The organism is Clavibacter davisi, assembly GCF_052751415.1.
This window is the reverse complement of sequence record NZ_CP199882.1, coordinates 1,160,818-1,175,745: the sequence shown is the minus strand read 5'-3', so window position 1 is coordinate 1,175,745 and position 14,928 is coordinate 1,160,818. Positions and strand designations below refer to the sequence as shown.

Sequence of the window (14,928 nt, the reverse complement as noted above, 5' to 3'; positions counted from 1 at the left end):
TGCGCGATTCCTGGGAGGTGGTGCGGGAGGTGAGGAGGGGATCATCCCGTGATGGCGCCCTCGGCGGCCGAGTGCACGAGCCTGGCGTACTTGGCGAGGACCCCGCGCGTGTAGCGCGGCGGGAGAGGGGCCCACCCCTCACGGCGGGCGGCGAGCTCGGCGTCGTCGACCAGTAGGTCGAGCGTGCGAGCGGCGATGTCGACGCGGATCCGGTCTCCATCGCGCACGAAGGCGACGGGACCTGCGTCCACCGCCTCGGGAGCAATGTGGCCGATGCACAGTCCGGTTGTGCCGCCTGAGAATCGACCGTCCGTCAAGAGTAGTACATCCTTGCCGAGGCCGGCGCCCTTGATGGCGCCCGTGATGGCGAGCATCTCGCGCATGCCGGGGCCGCCCTTGGGGCCCTCGTAGCGGATGACGATGACGTCGCCCTTCGAGATGCGGCCCTCGGTGAGGGCGTCCATCGCGGCGCGCTCGCGCTCGAAGACCCGGGCGGGGCCCTCGAACACGTCGAGGTCGAAGCCGGCCGTCTTGACGACCGCCCCCTCCGGGGCGAGCGAGCCGTGCAGCACGCTGATGCCGCCGGTGGCGTGGATGGGGTCGTCCATCGTGCGGAGGACCGTGCCGTCAAGGCCCGCGAGGTCCATCGACTCGAGGTTCTCGCGCATGGTGCGACCCGTGACCGTCATGACGTCGCCGTGCAGGAGGCCCGCGTCGAGCAGCGCCTTCATGACGACGGGGACGCCGCCGACGCGGTCGACGTCGTTCATCACGAAGCGACCGAACGGCTTGAGGTCGCCGAGGTGCGGCACGCGGTCGGCGATGCGGTTGAAGTCGGAGAGCTGGAGGTCGACCTCGGCCTCGCGCGCGATGGCGAGGAGGTGGAGGACGGCGTTCGTGGATCCGCCGAACGCCATGACGACGGAGATGGCGTTCTCGAACGCCTCCTTCGTCATGATGTCGCGCGCGGTGATGCCCTTCGCGATGAGGTTCACGACGGCCTCGCCGGAGCGGTGCGCGAAGTAGTCGCGGCGGCGGTCGGCGCTGGGCGGGGCGGCGGAGCCGGGGAGGCTCATGCCGAGGGCCTCGGCCACGCTCGCCATGGTGTTGGCGGTGTACATGCCGCCGCAGGCTCCCTCGCCCGGGCAGATGGCCTTCTCGATGCGGGTCAGGTCCTCCTGGCTCATCGTGCCGGCCTTGCACGCGCCGACGGCCTCGAAGGCGTCGATGATGGTGACCTCCTTCTCCGTGCCGTCGGAGAGCTTGACCCAGCCGGGGGCGATGGATCCCGCGTAGAGGAACACGGAGGAGAGGTCGAGGCGCGCGGCGGCCATGAGCATGCCGGGCAGGGACTTGTCGCAGCCGGCGAGGAGCACGGAGCCGTCGAGGCGCTCGGCCATCATCACGGTCTCGACGCTGTCGGCGATGACCTCGCGCGAGACGAGCGAGAAGTGCATGCCCTCGTGGCCCATCGCGATGCCGTCGCTGACGGAGATGGTGCCGAACTGGAGCGGGTAGCCGCCGCCCGCGTGCACGCCCTCCTTGGCACCCTGGGCGAGGCGGTCGAGGCTGAGGTTGCACGGCGTGACCTCGTTCCACGAGCTGGCGACGCCGATCTGGGGCTTCTCCCAGTCCTCGTCGCCCATGCCGACCGCGCGGAGCATGCCGCGCGAGGAGGTGGCCTCGATCCCGTCGGTGACGTCACGGCTCCGGGGCTTCATGTCGATCTCAGGCATGGCACGAGCTTAGATCCTCGCGCGGAGCAGTCCCGGCGGCCTGGGGGTCGGCGGACCGCCGCGTCAGCCGATGCCGGGCGGCAGGCGGCCGTCGTCCGGCTCGTCCGCGCGGCCGCCGTGCCCGGGGTCGGCGGGCGATGCCACGGGCGCCGCCTCGTCGCGGGGACCCGCGCCGCCCGGGACGTGGCCGGCCTCCTCGGCGGCGATGTTCTCGGCGGATCCCACGGGCAGGGTCGACGCGTCCACCTCCTCCGCGTCCCGCAGCTCCTCGTGGGCGCGGTCGATGGCCTCCTCGAGCTCGTCGACGAGCAGGTCCTCGCGCAGGAAGTGGCGGAGGCGGTAGCCGGCGCGGCCGACCATGTGGGCGGAGATGGGCGCCGTGAGCATCTGGAAGAGGAGGACGGGCACGAGCATCGCGACCGTGCTGAGGCTCTGCGACTGGAGGGCGAGGGCCAGGAGCACCAGGATCACGCCGAGGATCTGCGGCTTGGTCGCCGCGTGCATGCGCGCCAGCGGGTCCGGGAAGCGCAGGAGGCCGACGCCCGCGGCGACCGACAGCACCCCGCCGAGGAGGAGGAGCACGAGGCTCACGACGTCGAGGGCGTCGGCGAGCGGACCGGAGGCGAGCACGTCGCTCACGAGGGGTCCTGCTTCGAGACGTAGCGGGCGACGGCGACGGTCGCGAGGAACGCGGTCATGGCGAGCACGAGCATCACCGGGACCGTGCGGGTGTGTCCGTTGAAGATCATCTCGGCGCCGAGCACGCAGATGAGCGTGGTGAGCAGCACGTCGGACGCGATGATCCGGTCGAGGATGCTCGGACCGCGCACGATGCGCACGAGCGCCATCACCGCGGCCGAGAAGAAGAGGGCGCCGACGAGCACCCAGCCGACCTGCATGACGATGCTCACGCGAGCTCCTCCCCCGTCGTCGTGATGAGCCCCGCCTCGAGGTCGCGGTCGCGCACCAGCTCGTGCGCGCGCTGCCGACGGGTCTGGAGCAGCGGCTCGCGGCCCGTCTCGCGCCGCTCGCGGTTGACGCGCCACACGTCGTCGGCGGTGCCGAGCGTGAAGACGATGCGGCTCTCCACGTCGAGCGTCGTGCGCCGCACGCGCTCGACGTCCTCCGCGGTGGAGGTGCCGAGCGCGTGGAGGTAGAGGATCGACCGCTCCCGGTCGGCCTCGACGACGATGGAGCCGGGGACCAGCGACACGACCTCGGCCGTGAGCGTCATGACGAAGTCGCTGCGCGTGTGGAGGTGCACGGCGATGACCGAGTTGACGGGCACGCGGCGCCAGTCGAACGCCTGCGCGGCGACCTGGAAGGACGCGCGCACGAGGTCGACCGCGAAGTGCCCGAGCAGGATCAGCGCCCAGCGGATGTCGAACCGGCCCGAGAGCTCCACGGGCGGCAGGTAGAACACGCGCGTGACGAGCAGCGCCAGGACGATGCCGGTGACCACGGAGATGACGGTGACGTGGCCCCACAGCAGGAGCCACAGGATCACGAGCCAGACGAGGAGCGGCAGCTGCACCAGGAGCGTGAGCCGCTCGGCGCGCGCGCGGGCGCGGCGCGGGGTCATCGGACGCCGCCCGGGAAGACGGTCTCGACGTAGCCCTGCTCGCCGGAGCCGTTGCCGGATCCGGGGCCGGTGAGGCTCTCACCCGCGCGCTCGGAGAGGGCGTAGACCGGGCCGGCGAACACGGTGAGGGCGACGCTGACGACGACCATGCCGGCGGTCGCGCCGGTCATGAGCACGGGGGTCTTCCGCACGGTGGTCGTGCCCTCGCCGCCCGGCCGCTCGGACAGCTGCTCGAGCAGCGGCGACTCGTAGTCCTCGACCTCCTCGGCCCCGCGCCAGAACGCCATGTTCCAGACGCGGGCGAGGGCGTAGAGCGTGAGGAGGCTCGTGGCCGCCCCCGCCGCGATGACCGCGTAGGTGAGCCAGCCGCCGACCTCGGCGCCGGAGTCGAACAGCGCGACCTTGCCGATGAACCCCGAGAACGGCGGGATGCCGCCGAGGTTGAGCGCCGGGATGAAGAACAGGATCGCCATCACCGGCGCCGCCTTGAGCAGGCCGCCGAGCTTGTTGATCGACGTGCTGCCGCCCGTGCGCTCGATGAGCCCGGACGCGAGGAACAGCGTCGTCTGCACGACGATGTGGTGGATCACGTAGTAGATGGTCGCGGTCATGCCGGCCACCGTGTTGAGCGCGATGCCGAAGATCATGTAGCCGATGTGGCTCACGAGCGTGAACGACAGCAGCCGCTTGATGTCGGCCTGCGCGACCGCGCCGAGGATGCCGATCACCATGGTCAGCGCCGCCACCACCATGAGGGCCGTGGAGAGCTGGTCGGTGGGGAACATGACCGTTTCCGTGCGGAGGATCGCGTAGACGCCGACCTTCGTGAGGAGGCCCGCGAAGACCGCGGTGACGGGCGCGGGCGCCGTGGGGTAGGAGTCCGGCAGCCAGAACGACAGCGGGAAGACGGCCGCCTTGATGCCGAACGCGACCAGCAGCATGATGTGCAGGATCAGCTGCACGTCCGGCGGGATCTCGTCGAGCCGCACCGAGATCTGCGCGATGTTCACCGTGCCGAGGGCGCCGTAGATCATGGCGATGGACGCGAGGAACAGCATGGAGGAGACGAGGCTCACCACGATGTACGTGACGCCCGCCCGGATGCGCGCCTCGGTGCCGCCGAGCGTCAGCAGCACGTAGCTCGCCACGAGCAGGATCTCGAACCCGACGTAGAGGTTGAAGAGGTCGCCCGCGACGAAGGCGTTGAAGACGCCGGCCGCGAGGATCAGGTAGGTCGGGTTGAAGATGGAGACGGGCGTCTCGCCGTCGCCGTCCTCGAGGCCCTGGCCGATCGAGAACATGAGGACCGCGAGCAGCACGATCGACGAGATCAGCAGCATGAGCGCCGAGAGCCGGTCGACCACGAGCACGATGCCGAACGGCGCCGCCCACCCGCCGACCTCCACGGACTGGCCGCCCTGCTGGTCCACCAGCACGAGGAGCACCGCGCTGATCGCGACGACGACCACGAGCGCGAGCACCGAGACGGCGACCTGCAGGCGGCGCTGGCGCGCGGCGACGAGGGCCGCCGCCGCGCCGAGCAGCGGCACGAGCACGACCAGCGGGATGAGGGTCGGGAAGATCGTCATCGGCTCTCCCCCTCGCCCTTCTCGGCGCGCTTCGTGCGGAAGTCGCGGTCGTCGTCGTCGTCGGCGGAGTCGTCGATGGCTTCTTCCAGGTCGGATCGGTTGCCGCGGAGCTTCCGGGCGGAGGCGATGGCCGCCTCGGCGTTGGTGCCGAACTCGGTGTCGTCGTCGTCGGGCACGGTGGGCTCCTCGCCGAGGCCCGTGCGGGGCCCGCGCATCGCGAGGTCGTCCTCGTCGTCCGTCACCACGTCGGCGTTGGCCAGCCGCCAGGAGCGGTAGATGAGCGCCATGAGGAACGCCGAGACGCCGAAGGTGATCACGATGGCCGTGAGGATGAGGGCCTGCGGCAGCGGGTCGGCGTACTCCGACGGGTCGACCTCGGGGTCGTAGATGGGCGCGAGGCCCACGCGGCCCGACATGATCAGGATGAGGATGTTCGTCGCGTTGCCCACGAGCAGGAACCCGAGGAGCACGCGCGTCATGCTGCGCTCGAGCATCAGGTAGATCCCGGTCGCGTACAGCGCGGCCATGATCACGATGAGGGTGACGGAGACGCTCACACGCTCACCCCCTGCTCGGTCTCCATGCCGTCCGCTCCCTGCTCGACCGTCCGGTCGCTCTCCTCCTGGCGGTCGACCTCCGCGCCGAGGCTGCGGAGCACGTCGAGCGTGAGGCCGACGACGACGAGGTAGACGCCGACGTCGAAGAAGGTGCTGGTGACGAACTCGACGTGACCGACGAAGGGCACCTCGGTGTCGATCCAGGTGGAGGTGAGGGCGTCGGCGCCGAAGACGAGCGGCACGATGGCCGTGCCGACCGCGAAGACGAGGCCGGTGCCGAGCACGCGGCCCGCGTCCACGGGCGCCGCGGCGCCGAGCTCGTAGCGGCCGCCCGCGAGGTAGCGCGCGACGAGCGCCATGCCGGCGAGGAGCCCGCCCGCGAAGCCGCCGCCGGGGAGGTTGTGGCCGGAGAACAGCAGGTAGACCGACACCACGATGAGGCTGTGGAACAGGAGCCGCACCACGACCTCGAGGAGGATCGAGCGGTTCTGCGGCGCGAGCGTGCGCCCGGCGAGGAGCCAGGGGCTCCGCTCGGTGCGGCCCTGGTCCTTGACCGCCTCGCGCGCCGCCATGCGCGGACCCGCGGCGCCCTGCTCCACCTCGAGGGGCGCCTCCGTGGTGGTCGCCGGGTCGTGCCGGCCGGAGAGGCGCGCGAGCAGGCTGCGGCGCGACGGCGCCGTGAGCCGGGGCAGGGAGTCGGTGCGGCGGTTGAGGAAGATGAGGCTCGCGACGCCCGTGGCCGCGACGATGAGCACCGAGATCTCGCCCATGGTGTCCCAGCCGCGGAGGTCCACGAGCGTGACGTTGACGACGTTGCTGCCGTGGCCCTGCTCGTAGGCCAGGCGCGGGAACTCGAGCGAGATGGGCGTCGCCACGCGGGCTCCGAGCGCGACGACGGCCACAGTCGACATGAGCGCGGCGACCGCGATGCCGATGGACGCGCGCCAGATCGGGTGCACCGACCGGTTGCGCTCCCCCAGCCGCACGGGCAGGCGGCGGAGCACGAGCACGAAGGCGACCAGGGTGATGGTCTCGATGAGCACCTGCGTGAGCGCGAGGTCGGGGGCGCCGTGCAGCGCGAAGAGCGCGGCCATGCCGTACCCCGTGACGCCCACGAGCACGACGGCCTGGAACCGCTTGCCGGCGCGGGCGGCGGCGATGGCGGCGACGATCATCACGACGCCGATGACGGGCTGCGCCGGGTGGTCGAAGGGCACGGCCGTGGCGGGCCAGGAACGGTTGAGGGCGAGCGCGGATCCCACCGAGCCGATGAGCACGAGCAGGATCACGCCGAGGTAGAAGGGCAGCGAGCCGCGCTGCGTGGTGGCCGTGGTGCGCGCCGCGACCCGGTCGATGAGGCGCATCGAGGCCCAGTAGACGCGCGCGGCGTCGACCCAGGACGGCACACGCGACTGCAGCGCGAAGACGCCGTCGCGGAACCGGAACATCGCGAGGCCGACGACCAGCGTGCCCGCGGAGATGAGGAGCGCCGGCTCGATCCCGTGCCAGAGCGCCAGGTGGTAGGTGTGGTCGGGCTCGCCCGAGGCGCCGGCGCTCACGGCCGGCAGCGTGTCCGCGTAGCCGGCGATCCACCCGTCGACGGACGAGGCGAGGAAGCCGAGCACGAGGCCGGTCGCCGCCAGCACCGCGGGCGGCACCAGGAAGTCGAGGTGCTCGTGCACGGGCTGGACCTCGTCCACGCCGCGCTTGCGGGCGAACGCGCCCCACAGGAACCGGGCGCTGTACGCGACCGTGAGGCAGGATCCGACCGAGACGCCCACGAGCGCGACCCAGCCCAGGCCGCCGCCGAGCTCCGCGTCGAGGAGGAGCGCCGAGAGCACGGCCTCCTTGGCCACGAAGCCGAGGAACGGCGGGAGGCCCGCCATGGAGGCGAGCGCGAGCGCCGTGATCACCGCGAGCACGGGCGCCTTGCGGCCGAGCCCGCTGATCTTGCGGAGGTCGCGGGTGCCGGCCCGGTGGTCCACCACGCCGACGACGAGGAAGAGCGTGGCCTTGAAGAGCGCGTGGGCGAGGAGGAGGGCGACGCCCGCGAGCGCGGCGTCGCGCGTGCCGTAGCCGACGACCACCGTGAGGAAGCCGAGCTGGCTGACCGTGCCGTAGGCGAGGACGAGCTTGAGGTCCATCTGCTTGAGGGCGCGCCAGCCGCCGACGAGCATCGTCGCGACGCCGAGCGACACGAGCAGCACGCGCCAGCCGGGCACGTCGGCGTAGCCGGGCGCGAGGCGGGCGATGAGGTAGATGCCGGCCTTCACCATGGCGGCCGCGTGCAGGTAGGCGCTCACGGGCGTGGGCGCGGCCATCGCGGCGGGCAGCCAGAAGTGGAAGGGCACGAGGGCCGACTTCGAGAGCGCGCCGAGCAGGATCAGCACCACGGCGACCGGGATGAGCGGGCCGCCGGGCGGATCCGCCACGAGGGCCGCCAGGCTCGTCGTGCCGCCCGCGACCGAGAGGATCACGAGGCCGACGAGCATCGCGAGCCCGCCCGCGGTCGTCACGAGGAGGGCCTGCAGCGCCGCGCCGCGGCTCGCCTTCTTGCCCGTGTAGTGGCCGATGAGGAGGTAGGACAGGACGCTCGTCGCCTCCCAGAACGTGAAGAGCACGAACACGTCGTCGGCGAGCACGAGGCCGTACATCACCCCGGCGAAGGCGAGCAGGAGGCCCGCGAACCGTCCGAGCCCGTCCTCGCTCGAGCGGAAGTAGCGCGCGCAGTAGAGGAGGACGAGGGCTCCGACGCCCGTCACGACGAGCGCGAGGAGCCAGGACAGCGCGTCCATCCGCATGTCGAGCGTGATGCCGAGCGACGGGATCCACTCCAGCCGCTCGACGACCTCGCCGTCGGGCAGCACGGCCGGCCCCTGCAGGGCGGTGAAGGCGAAGGCCGCCGCGGGCACGAGCGCGGCCACGACGAACGCGCGGACGCCGAGGGCCCGGGTGAGGAACGGCAGGACGATCGAGGCGATCAGGAACGCCGAGAGGAGGACGAGCAACTGCGGTCTCCTCTCGCGAGTCGGCTATTTCCCCAGTCTACCTGGGCCCTGCCTGGGAGACCGCGATGGATCCGCCCGCGAGCTCAGTCGGGCAGCACGGCCGGCTCGCCGCGCAGGTCCGCGAGCACCTGGAGCACGCGCGCGACGTCGTGCGGGCCGTCGACGCGGAAGTCCGCCGCGGTCGCGCCGGTGCCGCTCTTGAGGCCGAGGTCGCCGGCCTGGAGCGCGGCGAAGGCGTCCTCGTCGGTGACGTCGTCGCCCGCGTAGAAGACGGCGGACGCCTCGGCGTACCGCCGCAGGTGCTCGACGGCCTCGCCCTTGGTGGCCTGGCGGATGCTGAACTCCAGCACGTCCTTGCCGGAGCGCACCTTGAGGCCGTCGACCTCGGCGTGCGCCTCCTGCGTCGCGACGAGGTGCGCGATGCGGCTGTGCTTCTCGGTCGCGAGGCGCGTGTGCAGGGCGAAGCCCGCGGGCTTCTCCTCGATCCACACCTCGTCGAGGGAGTCGGCGACCTGGCCGAGCACGTCCGAGAGGACGCCGCGCTGCGCGAGCTCGCCCTCGTCGAGGGTGAGCTCGATGTCGTCGCTGTCGAGGCGGATCTCCACGCCGTGCGAGCCGACGAGGAGCACGTCGTCCGGCAGGTCGGCGACGGCCTCGAGGCTGCGGAGCGCGCGACCCGAGACGAGCGCGACCCGCGTGTCGGGCAGGGCGAGGAGCGCGAGCACGGCGGCGCGCGCCTCGGGCACCGCGCGCGCCTTCTCCGGGTCGTCGACCTCGGGCGCGAGCGTGCCGTCGAAGTCGAGCGCGACGAGCAGGCGCGGCGTGCGCGCGAGCTCCGTCAGCGCCTCGAACAGCCGGCCCGGGAAGCCGCGGCCGCCCTTGGCCTGGATGTCGGTGGTCAGCTCGGCCACGCCCGCTACCAGCCCTCGTCCATGAGGGGCTCGACGACCTCTTCGTCCGGGCCCTCGTGGATCGCGGCGGCGTGCGTGCGGCCGAGGTCCGCGAGGAAGGAGCTCGACCACGCGGCGACGTCGTTCTCGAACACGCGCTTGCGGAGCGACCGCATGCGCTTGCGCTGCTCGGCCTTCGGCATCTCGATGGCGCGGAGGATGGCCTCCTTGAGACCCTCGATGTCGTGCGGGTTCACGAGCAGCGCGGCCTTCAGCTCGTCCGCGGCGCCCGCGAACTCGCTGAGCACGAGCACGCCCTCGTTGGAGTGCTTCGTGGCGACGTACTCCTTGGCCACGAGGTTCATGCCGTCGCGGAGGGCCGTGACGAGCATCACGTCGGCCGCGAGGCACAGCGCCACCATCTCCTCCCGCGGGTAGCCGTGGTGCAGGTAGCTGATGGCGGTGTGGCTGATGGAGCCGTAGTCGCCGTTGATGCGGCCGACCGTGAGCTCGATCTCGTCGCGCAGCTGCTTGTACGTCTCCACGCGCTCGCGGCTGGGGCTCGCGACCTGCACGAGCGTCGCGTCCTCCACCGTGACGCGGCCCTCGGCGAGCAGCTCGCCGAACGCCTTGAGGCGGTGGCCGATGCCCTTGGTGTAGTCGAGCCGGTCGACGCCCAGGAGGATCGTCTTCGGGTTGCCGAGGTCGGCGCGGATCTGGCGGGCGCGCTCCTGGATGGCCGGGTCCTTGGCCATCTCCTCGTAGCTGCGGGCGTCGATCGAGATCGGGTAGTGCTTGGCGACGACCTGCCGGGTGCGGAGCTCGCGCACGGGCTTCGAGGGCTTCGTGCCGGGGACGGTGAGCGGGATGCCGCCGCGCACGGGCACGTCGACCGTGGATCCGCGGGTCGTGTACCCGAAGAGGCGGCGTACCGCGCGCGTGAAGTTGCCCGCGTCGGCGACGCGCTGGAAGCCGATGACGTCGGCGCCGAGGAGGCCCTCGATGATCTGCGTGCGCCACGGCAGCTGCGAGTAGATGCCGTAGGGCGGGAACGGGATGTGGTTGAAGAAGCCGATGGTGAGGTCCGGCCGCTGCTCGCGCAGCATCTTCGGCACGAGCTGCAGCTGGTAGTCCTGCACCCACACCGTGGCCCCGGGGGCGGCCGCCTTCGCGGCCGCGTCGGCGAAGCGCTGGTTGACCTTGACGTAGGTGTCCCACCACTCGCGGTGGTAGCTCGGCTGCGCGATGACGTCGTGGTACAGCGGCCACAGGGTGTCGTTGGAGAAGCCCTCGTAGTACTCGGCGAGGTCCTGCTCGCTGAGCGTGACGGGGATGATCGAGATGCCCGCGTCGACGAACGGGTCGACGTCGTGGTCGGCGATGCCGGGCCAGCCGACCCACGCGCCCTCGTTGGCGCGCATGACGGGCTCGAGGGCCGTGACGAGGCCGCCCGGGGAGTGCCGCCACGAGGTGGTGCCGTCGGCCGCGACGACCCGGTCGACCGGGAGGCGGTTGGAGACGACGACGAGGTCGTAGATGCCGGGCCGGACTTCTCCGCCGTCCGCCTGCTCGGCGGCGGTCGGCTCGGTCGGCTCGGTCGCGGAGGGCGTGGATGAGGGTGGCGGAGTCACGGTTCCCGTCTCGTTCTCGCAGAGGTCTGTCGTGCCTGCTCGGTCATCCGAGGCTACCAGTGCGGTCGGCGACCGACCGGGTCCGCGTCGGCTCGTGACGGCGGGCGTCCGCCCCTCACCTCCGGAGGACCGCGCGCGCCGCGTCGCGGAGCGCTTCGCCGTAGGCCGGGCCGTGCGACGCCGCGTGCACGGCGAGCGGGTGGAGCTGGTGCAGCGCGACGCGGTCGCGCCAGCCCGGGGCGAGGGATCCGGCGTCGGCGTACGCGCCGAGCACGTCGTCGAGGCCCGGGCAGCCGAAGAGCGCCAGCATCGCGAGGTCGGTCTCGCGGTGGCCGCCGTGCGCGGCCGGGTCGATGAGCACCGCTCCCCCGTCCGCCCACTGCACGTTGCCGGACCAGAGGTCGCCGTGGATCCGCGCGGGCGGCGCGCCGTCGTCGAAACGGCCGTCGGATGCGGCGGCGCACGCGCGCTCCACGTCGGCCGCCTGCGCGGCGGTGGCGTTCCCGGCGTCGACCGCCCGGCGGAGGTAGGGCAGGACGCGCTCGCGGGCGTACCAGGCGCCCCAGCCGGATCCGGCGTCGTCGGCCGGGCCCGCGCCGTCGCCCCGGGCACCGCCGCGGAGGACCGACAGCGGCTGCCGCCCGATGAAGGCCGGGCCGTCGTGCCCGGCGGGCGGCGCCCCGAACGCCGGCGCCCCCGCGTCGTGCGTGATCGCGAGGGCCGCCCCGAACGCGCGCGCGCCCTCCCGCGTGGGGCGCGACGGTCGCAGCCGCTCGAGGTCGAGGCGGCCGGGCGCGACGCCGAGCACGCGCACGACGCGCGCTCCCCCGGCCGGCTCCGCCTCGGCGAGCCAGGCCAGGCCCGCGGCCTCCGCCTCGAAGAAGCCGTGGGGAGCATCCGCCCGCTCTTTGCGGTACGCGTCCGCCGCGCCGTCCGATCCGTCCGACGCCATGCCGGCCTCCTCCCGCCGCGGACGTGCGCCGCGTGCGTCCAGCATGCCGACGCCGCCTGTCCGCGTCGCGCACCCGACACGCGCCGGACCGCGCGCGTACCCCTCGGGCCCAGCGGCGCCGGGTATGGTCGCCGACGTGATCCGAGTAGGCATGAGCACGACCTGCGTGTACCCCCAGCCCGTCGAGAACGCCTTCCTCATGGCCAAGCGCGCCGGATTCGACGGCGTCGAGATCATGGTGACGAACGACCAGGTCACCCAGGACGCCGACGCGCTCCGCGCCCTGTCGGAGAAGCACGGCCTGCCGATCCTGTCGATCCACGCGCCCGTCCTCCTCCTCACCCACTTCGTGTGGGGCCGGGATCCGAAGGTGAAGCTGGAGCGGTCGGCAGAGCTCGCGCGCGCGGTCGGCGCCCCGGCCGTCGTGGTGCACCCGCCGTTCCGCTGGCAGGCCGGCTACGCCGAGTCGTTCCTCGAGATCGTGCGCTCGATCCAGACGGAGACGGGCGTGGAGATCGCGGTCGAGAACATGTTCCCGTGGCAGGTGGCGGGCCGCAGCATGAAGGCGTACGCGCCCGGCTGGGATCCGCGCGACATGGACTGCGACGCCACCACCCTCGACTTCTCGCATGCCTCGCTCTCCGGCCAGGACGCCCTAGAGATGGCCAAGGCCCTCGGGCCGCGCCTCCGCCACGTGCATCTGTGCGACGGATCCGGCTCGCAGGACGACGGCCGGATCCTCGACGAGCACCTCCTCCCCGGCCGCGGCACGCAGCCGGTCGCCGAGACCCTCCGCTGGCTCGCCGAGCAGGGCTGGGAGGGCGGCGTCGTCGCCGAGGTCAACACCCGCAAGGCGAAGACGGAGGAGCAGCGGCTCGCGATGCTCATCGAGACGCGCGAGTTCGCCCAGCGCCAGCTCCGGCTCGACACCGCGCCCGAGCGCACGCCCGTCGCGCCGCCCACGCTCTCCGGGTACCGGAAGCTGCGCACCGCGCTCCGCCGCGACCGCTGAGCGGCGCCGCCGCCTGGGTCGCTCGGCCGACACGCCCGCGCCGGGCGTGCGGGCATGCCCCGACGGCGGCCGGGGTTGGATGGACGAGGGGAACGCCCCCGCACATGAGCGACGTCGCACGGGGTCCCGCCCGCCCGGCGTCGGGACCGGAGACACCATGAGCACCACCGTGCACCTCGAGATCCAGGTCGACGAGACGCGCCTCGGCGACGTCGCCGACGTCCTCGCCGAGACCCTGCAGGCCACGCGCGCCTTCGCGGGCAACGAGGGCCTCGAGGTCCTCGTCGACGACGCCGACCCCGCCCGCATGGTCGTCGTCGAGCAGTGGGCGTCGACCGCCGACCACGACGCGTACGTCGCCTGGCGCGCCACCCCCGAGGGCGCCGCGCGCCTCGGCGAGGTGCTGGCCGCGCCGCCCGTGACCCGCGTGTTCAGCGGGCGCATCGCGCTCGCGCTGTAGCCGCGACCGCACGCACGACGAGGGCCGCCCGGTGATCCGGGCGGCCCTCGTCATGCGTGCGGTGCGCCGTGCGCGTCAGCGCCCGCTGAGGTCGTACGGCCGCTGGTGCTGGTCCACGGTGGCGAGGTAACCGCCGTCCGACAACGCCGACGGCACGGCGATCGTGCCGCGGACGGTGGCCGTCGTGCCGCGCACGTCGATCTTTAGCACGGATCCCGTGCCCGCCCGAGAGAGGAACAGCTCCGACCCGTCGGCCGAGGCCGCGAGGAAGCGCGCGGAGGATCCGGTGCCCGCCGCCTGCCCGAGCGCGGGGAGCCGCACGCGCGTGACCGCCCCGTCGTAGAGGCCATCCGCACCGCGCCCGACGAGGTCGAGCGTGTCGACGCCGTCCGCCGTCACCACGGCCGCCGCGTAGGACGGCGCGACGGCCGCGCGCGTGGGCGTGCCCGTGCCGAGGGCGACGCTCGCGATGCCCGCGCCGCGCATCGACGACGAGGTCAGCACCGCCGGGTCGGCCGCCGTGGCGCCCGCCTGCGCGCCCACGGCCGTCGTGCCGTCGGGGGCCATCCGCGGCCGGTAGCTCTGCTGCGCGCGCTCCGGGTAGGGCCGCGTGGTCGCCGGGCCGAAGCCGTCGCGGGTCACCGGCACCGTCTCGACGCCGTCGTGCAGGGTCGAGCCGACGACCGTGCCGCGCGCGTCGGCGATCGGCCCGTGCGGGTAGGCGCCGAGCGGCGTCGAGGCGATCGGGGCCGGGTGCTCGTCGCCGCGCAGGATGGCACCGGCGTCGTAGGCGTCGAGGTGCCCGCCGGCGCTCACGACGAGGCGCAGCGGGGATCCCACGAGGAACGTCTCCATCTCCTCGGTGCCGCGCTCGCCCGTGGTCGCGAGGGTCACCTCGCTCGTGCGGACGGTCGCTGTGCTCGCGCGGCCCGTGCGGGTGTCGACGAGCGTGACCTGCTGCGTGGTGGACCCGTCGAGGTCCGACCCGACCGCGACGTACCGGTGGCCGGCGTCGTCCGAGATCCAGCCGGCGCGCGTCCAGGCGCCGGCCGCGGACGGGATCGGGGTCGCCGATGCGAGGCGCGGGACCCCGGCGGAGGAGATGTCGACCACGTCGAGCCGGGGGCCGCTCTCGTCGACGAAGGCGATGCGGCCGTGCCCCAGCTGCACGACGCCGGCGTGCGCGCCCAGCGTCGTGTCCCTGAGGGAGCCCGTGGTGCGGCCGGTCGCCGAGTCGACGATCGAGACGGCGTGCGCCACCGGGTCGGCGACGAGCAGCCACGACGCGCGGCCGGCGGCGGACGCGGTCTCGGGCGGGGCGGCGACGGATCCGACGCCGCCGGCGAGCAGGCCGACGACCACGAGGCCGACGCCGAGGAGGGAGGGGGTGCGCATGGGGCGACTTCCTTGTCGAGAACGGTTCTCGAATGTTAGGCGGTGCGGCGGCCTCGTCTCCGTCACGCCCCCCAGACGCGCGATGCCGGGCACCCGCGGGAGCGCCCGGCGTCGGG

The 14,928-nt window shown here is 73.1% G+C and carries 13 protein-coding genes; 2 read left to right on the top strand and 11 right to left on the bottom strand.

Annotation, left to right across the window (positions count from 1 at the left end; translation table 11 throughout):
- Window positions 1-41: 41 nt before the first annotated feature.
- The 10 genes from ilvD to ACU4ZT_RS05535 all read right to left on the bottom strand — a co-directional run bounded on the left by ilvD (window position 42) and on the right by ACU4ZT_RS05535 (window position 11,945).
- Entirely contained in the window at window positions 42-1,736 is a 1,695-nt protein-coding gene (gene ilvD, locus ACU4ZT_RS05580) for a dihydroxy-acid dehydratase (RefSeq protein ID WP_270979223.1), read from the bottom strand.
- Between the two features lie 63 nt (window positions 1,737-1,799).
- Complete coding sequence (gene mnhG, locus ACU4ZT_RS05575; protein WP_063072831.1) at window positions 1,800-2,375, bottom strand: monovalent cation/H(+) antiporter subunit G; 576 nt, start codon at window positions 2,373-2,375, stop codon at window positions 1,800-1,802.
- Window positions 2,372-2,647: an MrpF/PhaF family protein gene (locus ACU4ZT_RS05570; RefSeq protein WP_081235155.1), complete on the bottom strand. Its 276-nt coding sequence runs from the start codon at window positions 2,645-2,647 to the stop codon at window positions 2,372-2,374. The genes mnhG and ACU4ZT_RS05570 overlap by 4 nt, the downstream gene beginning before the upstream one ends.
- Complete coding sequence (locus ACU4ZT_RS05565; RefSeq protein WP_063072830.1) at window positions 2,644-3,318, bottom strand: Na+/H+ antiporter subunit E; 675 nt, start codon at window positions 3,316-3,318, stop codon at window positions 2,644-2,646. Before ACU4ZT_RS05565 ends, ACU4ZT_RS05570 begins: the two co-directional genes overlap by 4 nt.
- Entirely contained in the window at window positions 3,315-4,907 is a 1,593-nt protein-coding gene (locus ACU4ZT_RS05560; RefSeq protein ID WP_414748173.1) for a Na+/H+ antiporter subunit D, read from the bottom strand. Before ACU4ZT_RS05560 ends, ACU4ZT_RS05565 begins: the two co-directional genes overlap by 4 nt.
- Window positions 4,904-5,464, bottom strand: coding sequence for a Na(+)/H(+) antiporter subunit C (locus ACU4ZT_RS05555; RefSeq protein WP_414748174.1), 561 nt, complete (start codon window positions 5,462-5,464; stop codon window positions 4,904-4,906). Before ACU4ZT_RS05555 ends, ACU4ZT_RS05560 begins: the two co-directional genes overlap by 4 nt.
- Complete coding sequence (locus ACU4ZT_RS05550) at window positions 5,461-8,472, bottom strand: Na+/H+ antiporter subunit A (protein WP_063072827.1); 3,012 nt, start codon at window positions 8,470-8,472, stop codon at window positions 5,461-5,463. Before ACU4ZT_RS05550 ends, ACU4ZT_RS05555 begins: the two co-directional genes overlap by 4 nt.
- Window positions 8,473-8,555: 83 nt before the next feature.
- Window positions 8,556-9,383: a trehalose-phosphatase gene (gene otsB, locus ACU4ZT_RS05545; protein WP_063072826.1), complete on the bottom strand. Its 828-nt coding sequence runs from the start codon at window positions 9,381-9,383 to the stop codon at window positions 8,556-8,558.
- 5 nt (window positions 9,384-9,388) lie between these two features.
- Complete coding sequence (gene otsA / locus ACU4ZT_RS05540; RefSeq protein WP_270979215.1) at window positions 9,389-10,993, bottom strand: alpha,alpha-trehalose-phosphate synthase (UDP-forming); 1,605 nt, start codon at window positions 10,991-10,993, stop codon at window positions 9,389-9,391.
- A gap of 115 nt (window positions 10,994-11,108) precedes the next feature.
- On the bottom strand, window positions 11,109-11,945 hold the full coding sequence (locus tag ACU4ZT_RS05535) for a fructosamine kinase family protein (protein ID WP_270979214.1): 837 nt from the start codon (window positions 11,943-11,945) through the stop codon (window positions 11,109-11,111).
- Between the two features lie 136 nt (window positions 11,946-12,081).
- Between ACU4ZT_RS05535 and ACU4ZT_RS05530 the strand changes: the two genes are divergently transcribed.
- Together ACU4ZT_RS05530 and ACU4ZT_RS05525 are read left to right on the top strand one after the other, a co-directional pair.
- Entirely contained in the window at window positions 12,082-12,957 is an 876-nt protein-coding gene (locus tag ACU4ZT_RS05530; RefSeq protein WP_414748177.1) for a sugar phosphate isomerase/epimerase family protein, read from the top strand.
- A 157-nt stretch (window positions 12,958-13,114) separates the two neighbouring features.
- Window positions 13,115-13,417 (top strand): putative quinol monooxygenase, encoded by a 303-nt coding sequence (locus tag ACU4ZT_RS05525; RefSeq protein WP_063072823.1) that lies wholly within the window; start codon window positions 13,115-13,117, stop codon window positions 13,415-13,417.
- Between the two features lie 75 nt (window positions 13,418-13,492).
- On the opposite strand, the gene ACU4ZT_RS05520 is transcribed toward ACU4ZT_RS05525, so the two are convergent.
- The gene (locus ACU4ZT_RS05520; protein WP_445338274.1) at window positions 13,493-14,812 is read right to left on the bottom strand and encodes a hypothetical protein; all 1,320 of its coding nucleotides are present in this window, start codon (window positions 14,810-14,812) and stop codon (window positions 13,493-13,495) included.
- Between the last annotated feature and the right edge of the window lie 116 nt (window positions 14,813-14,928).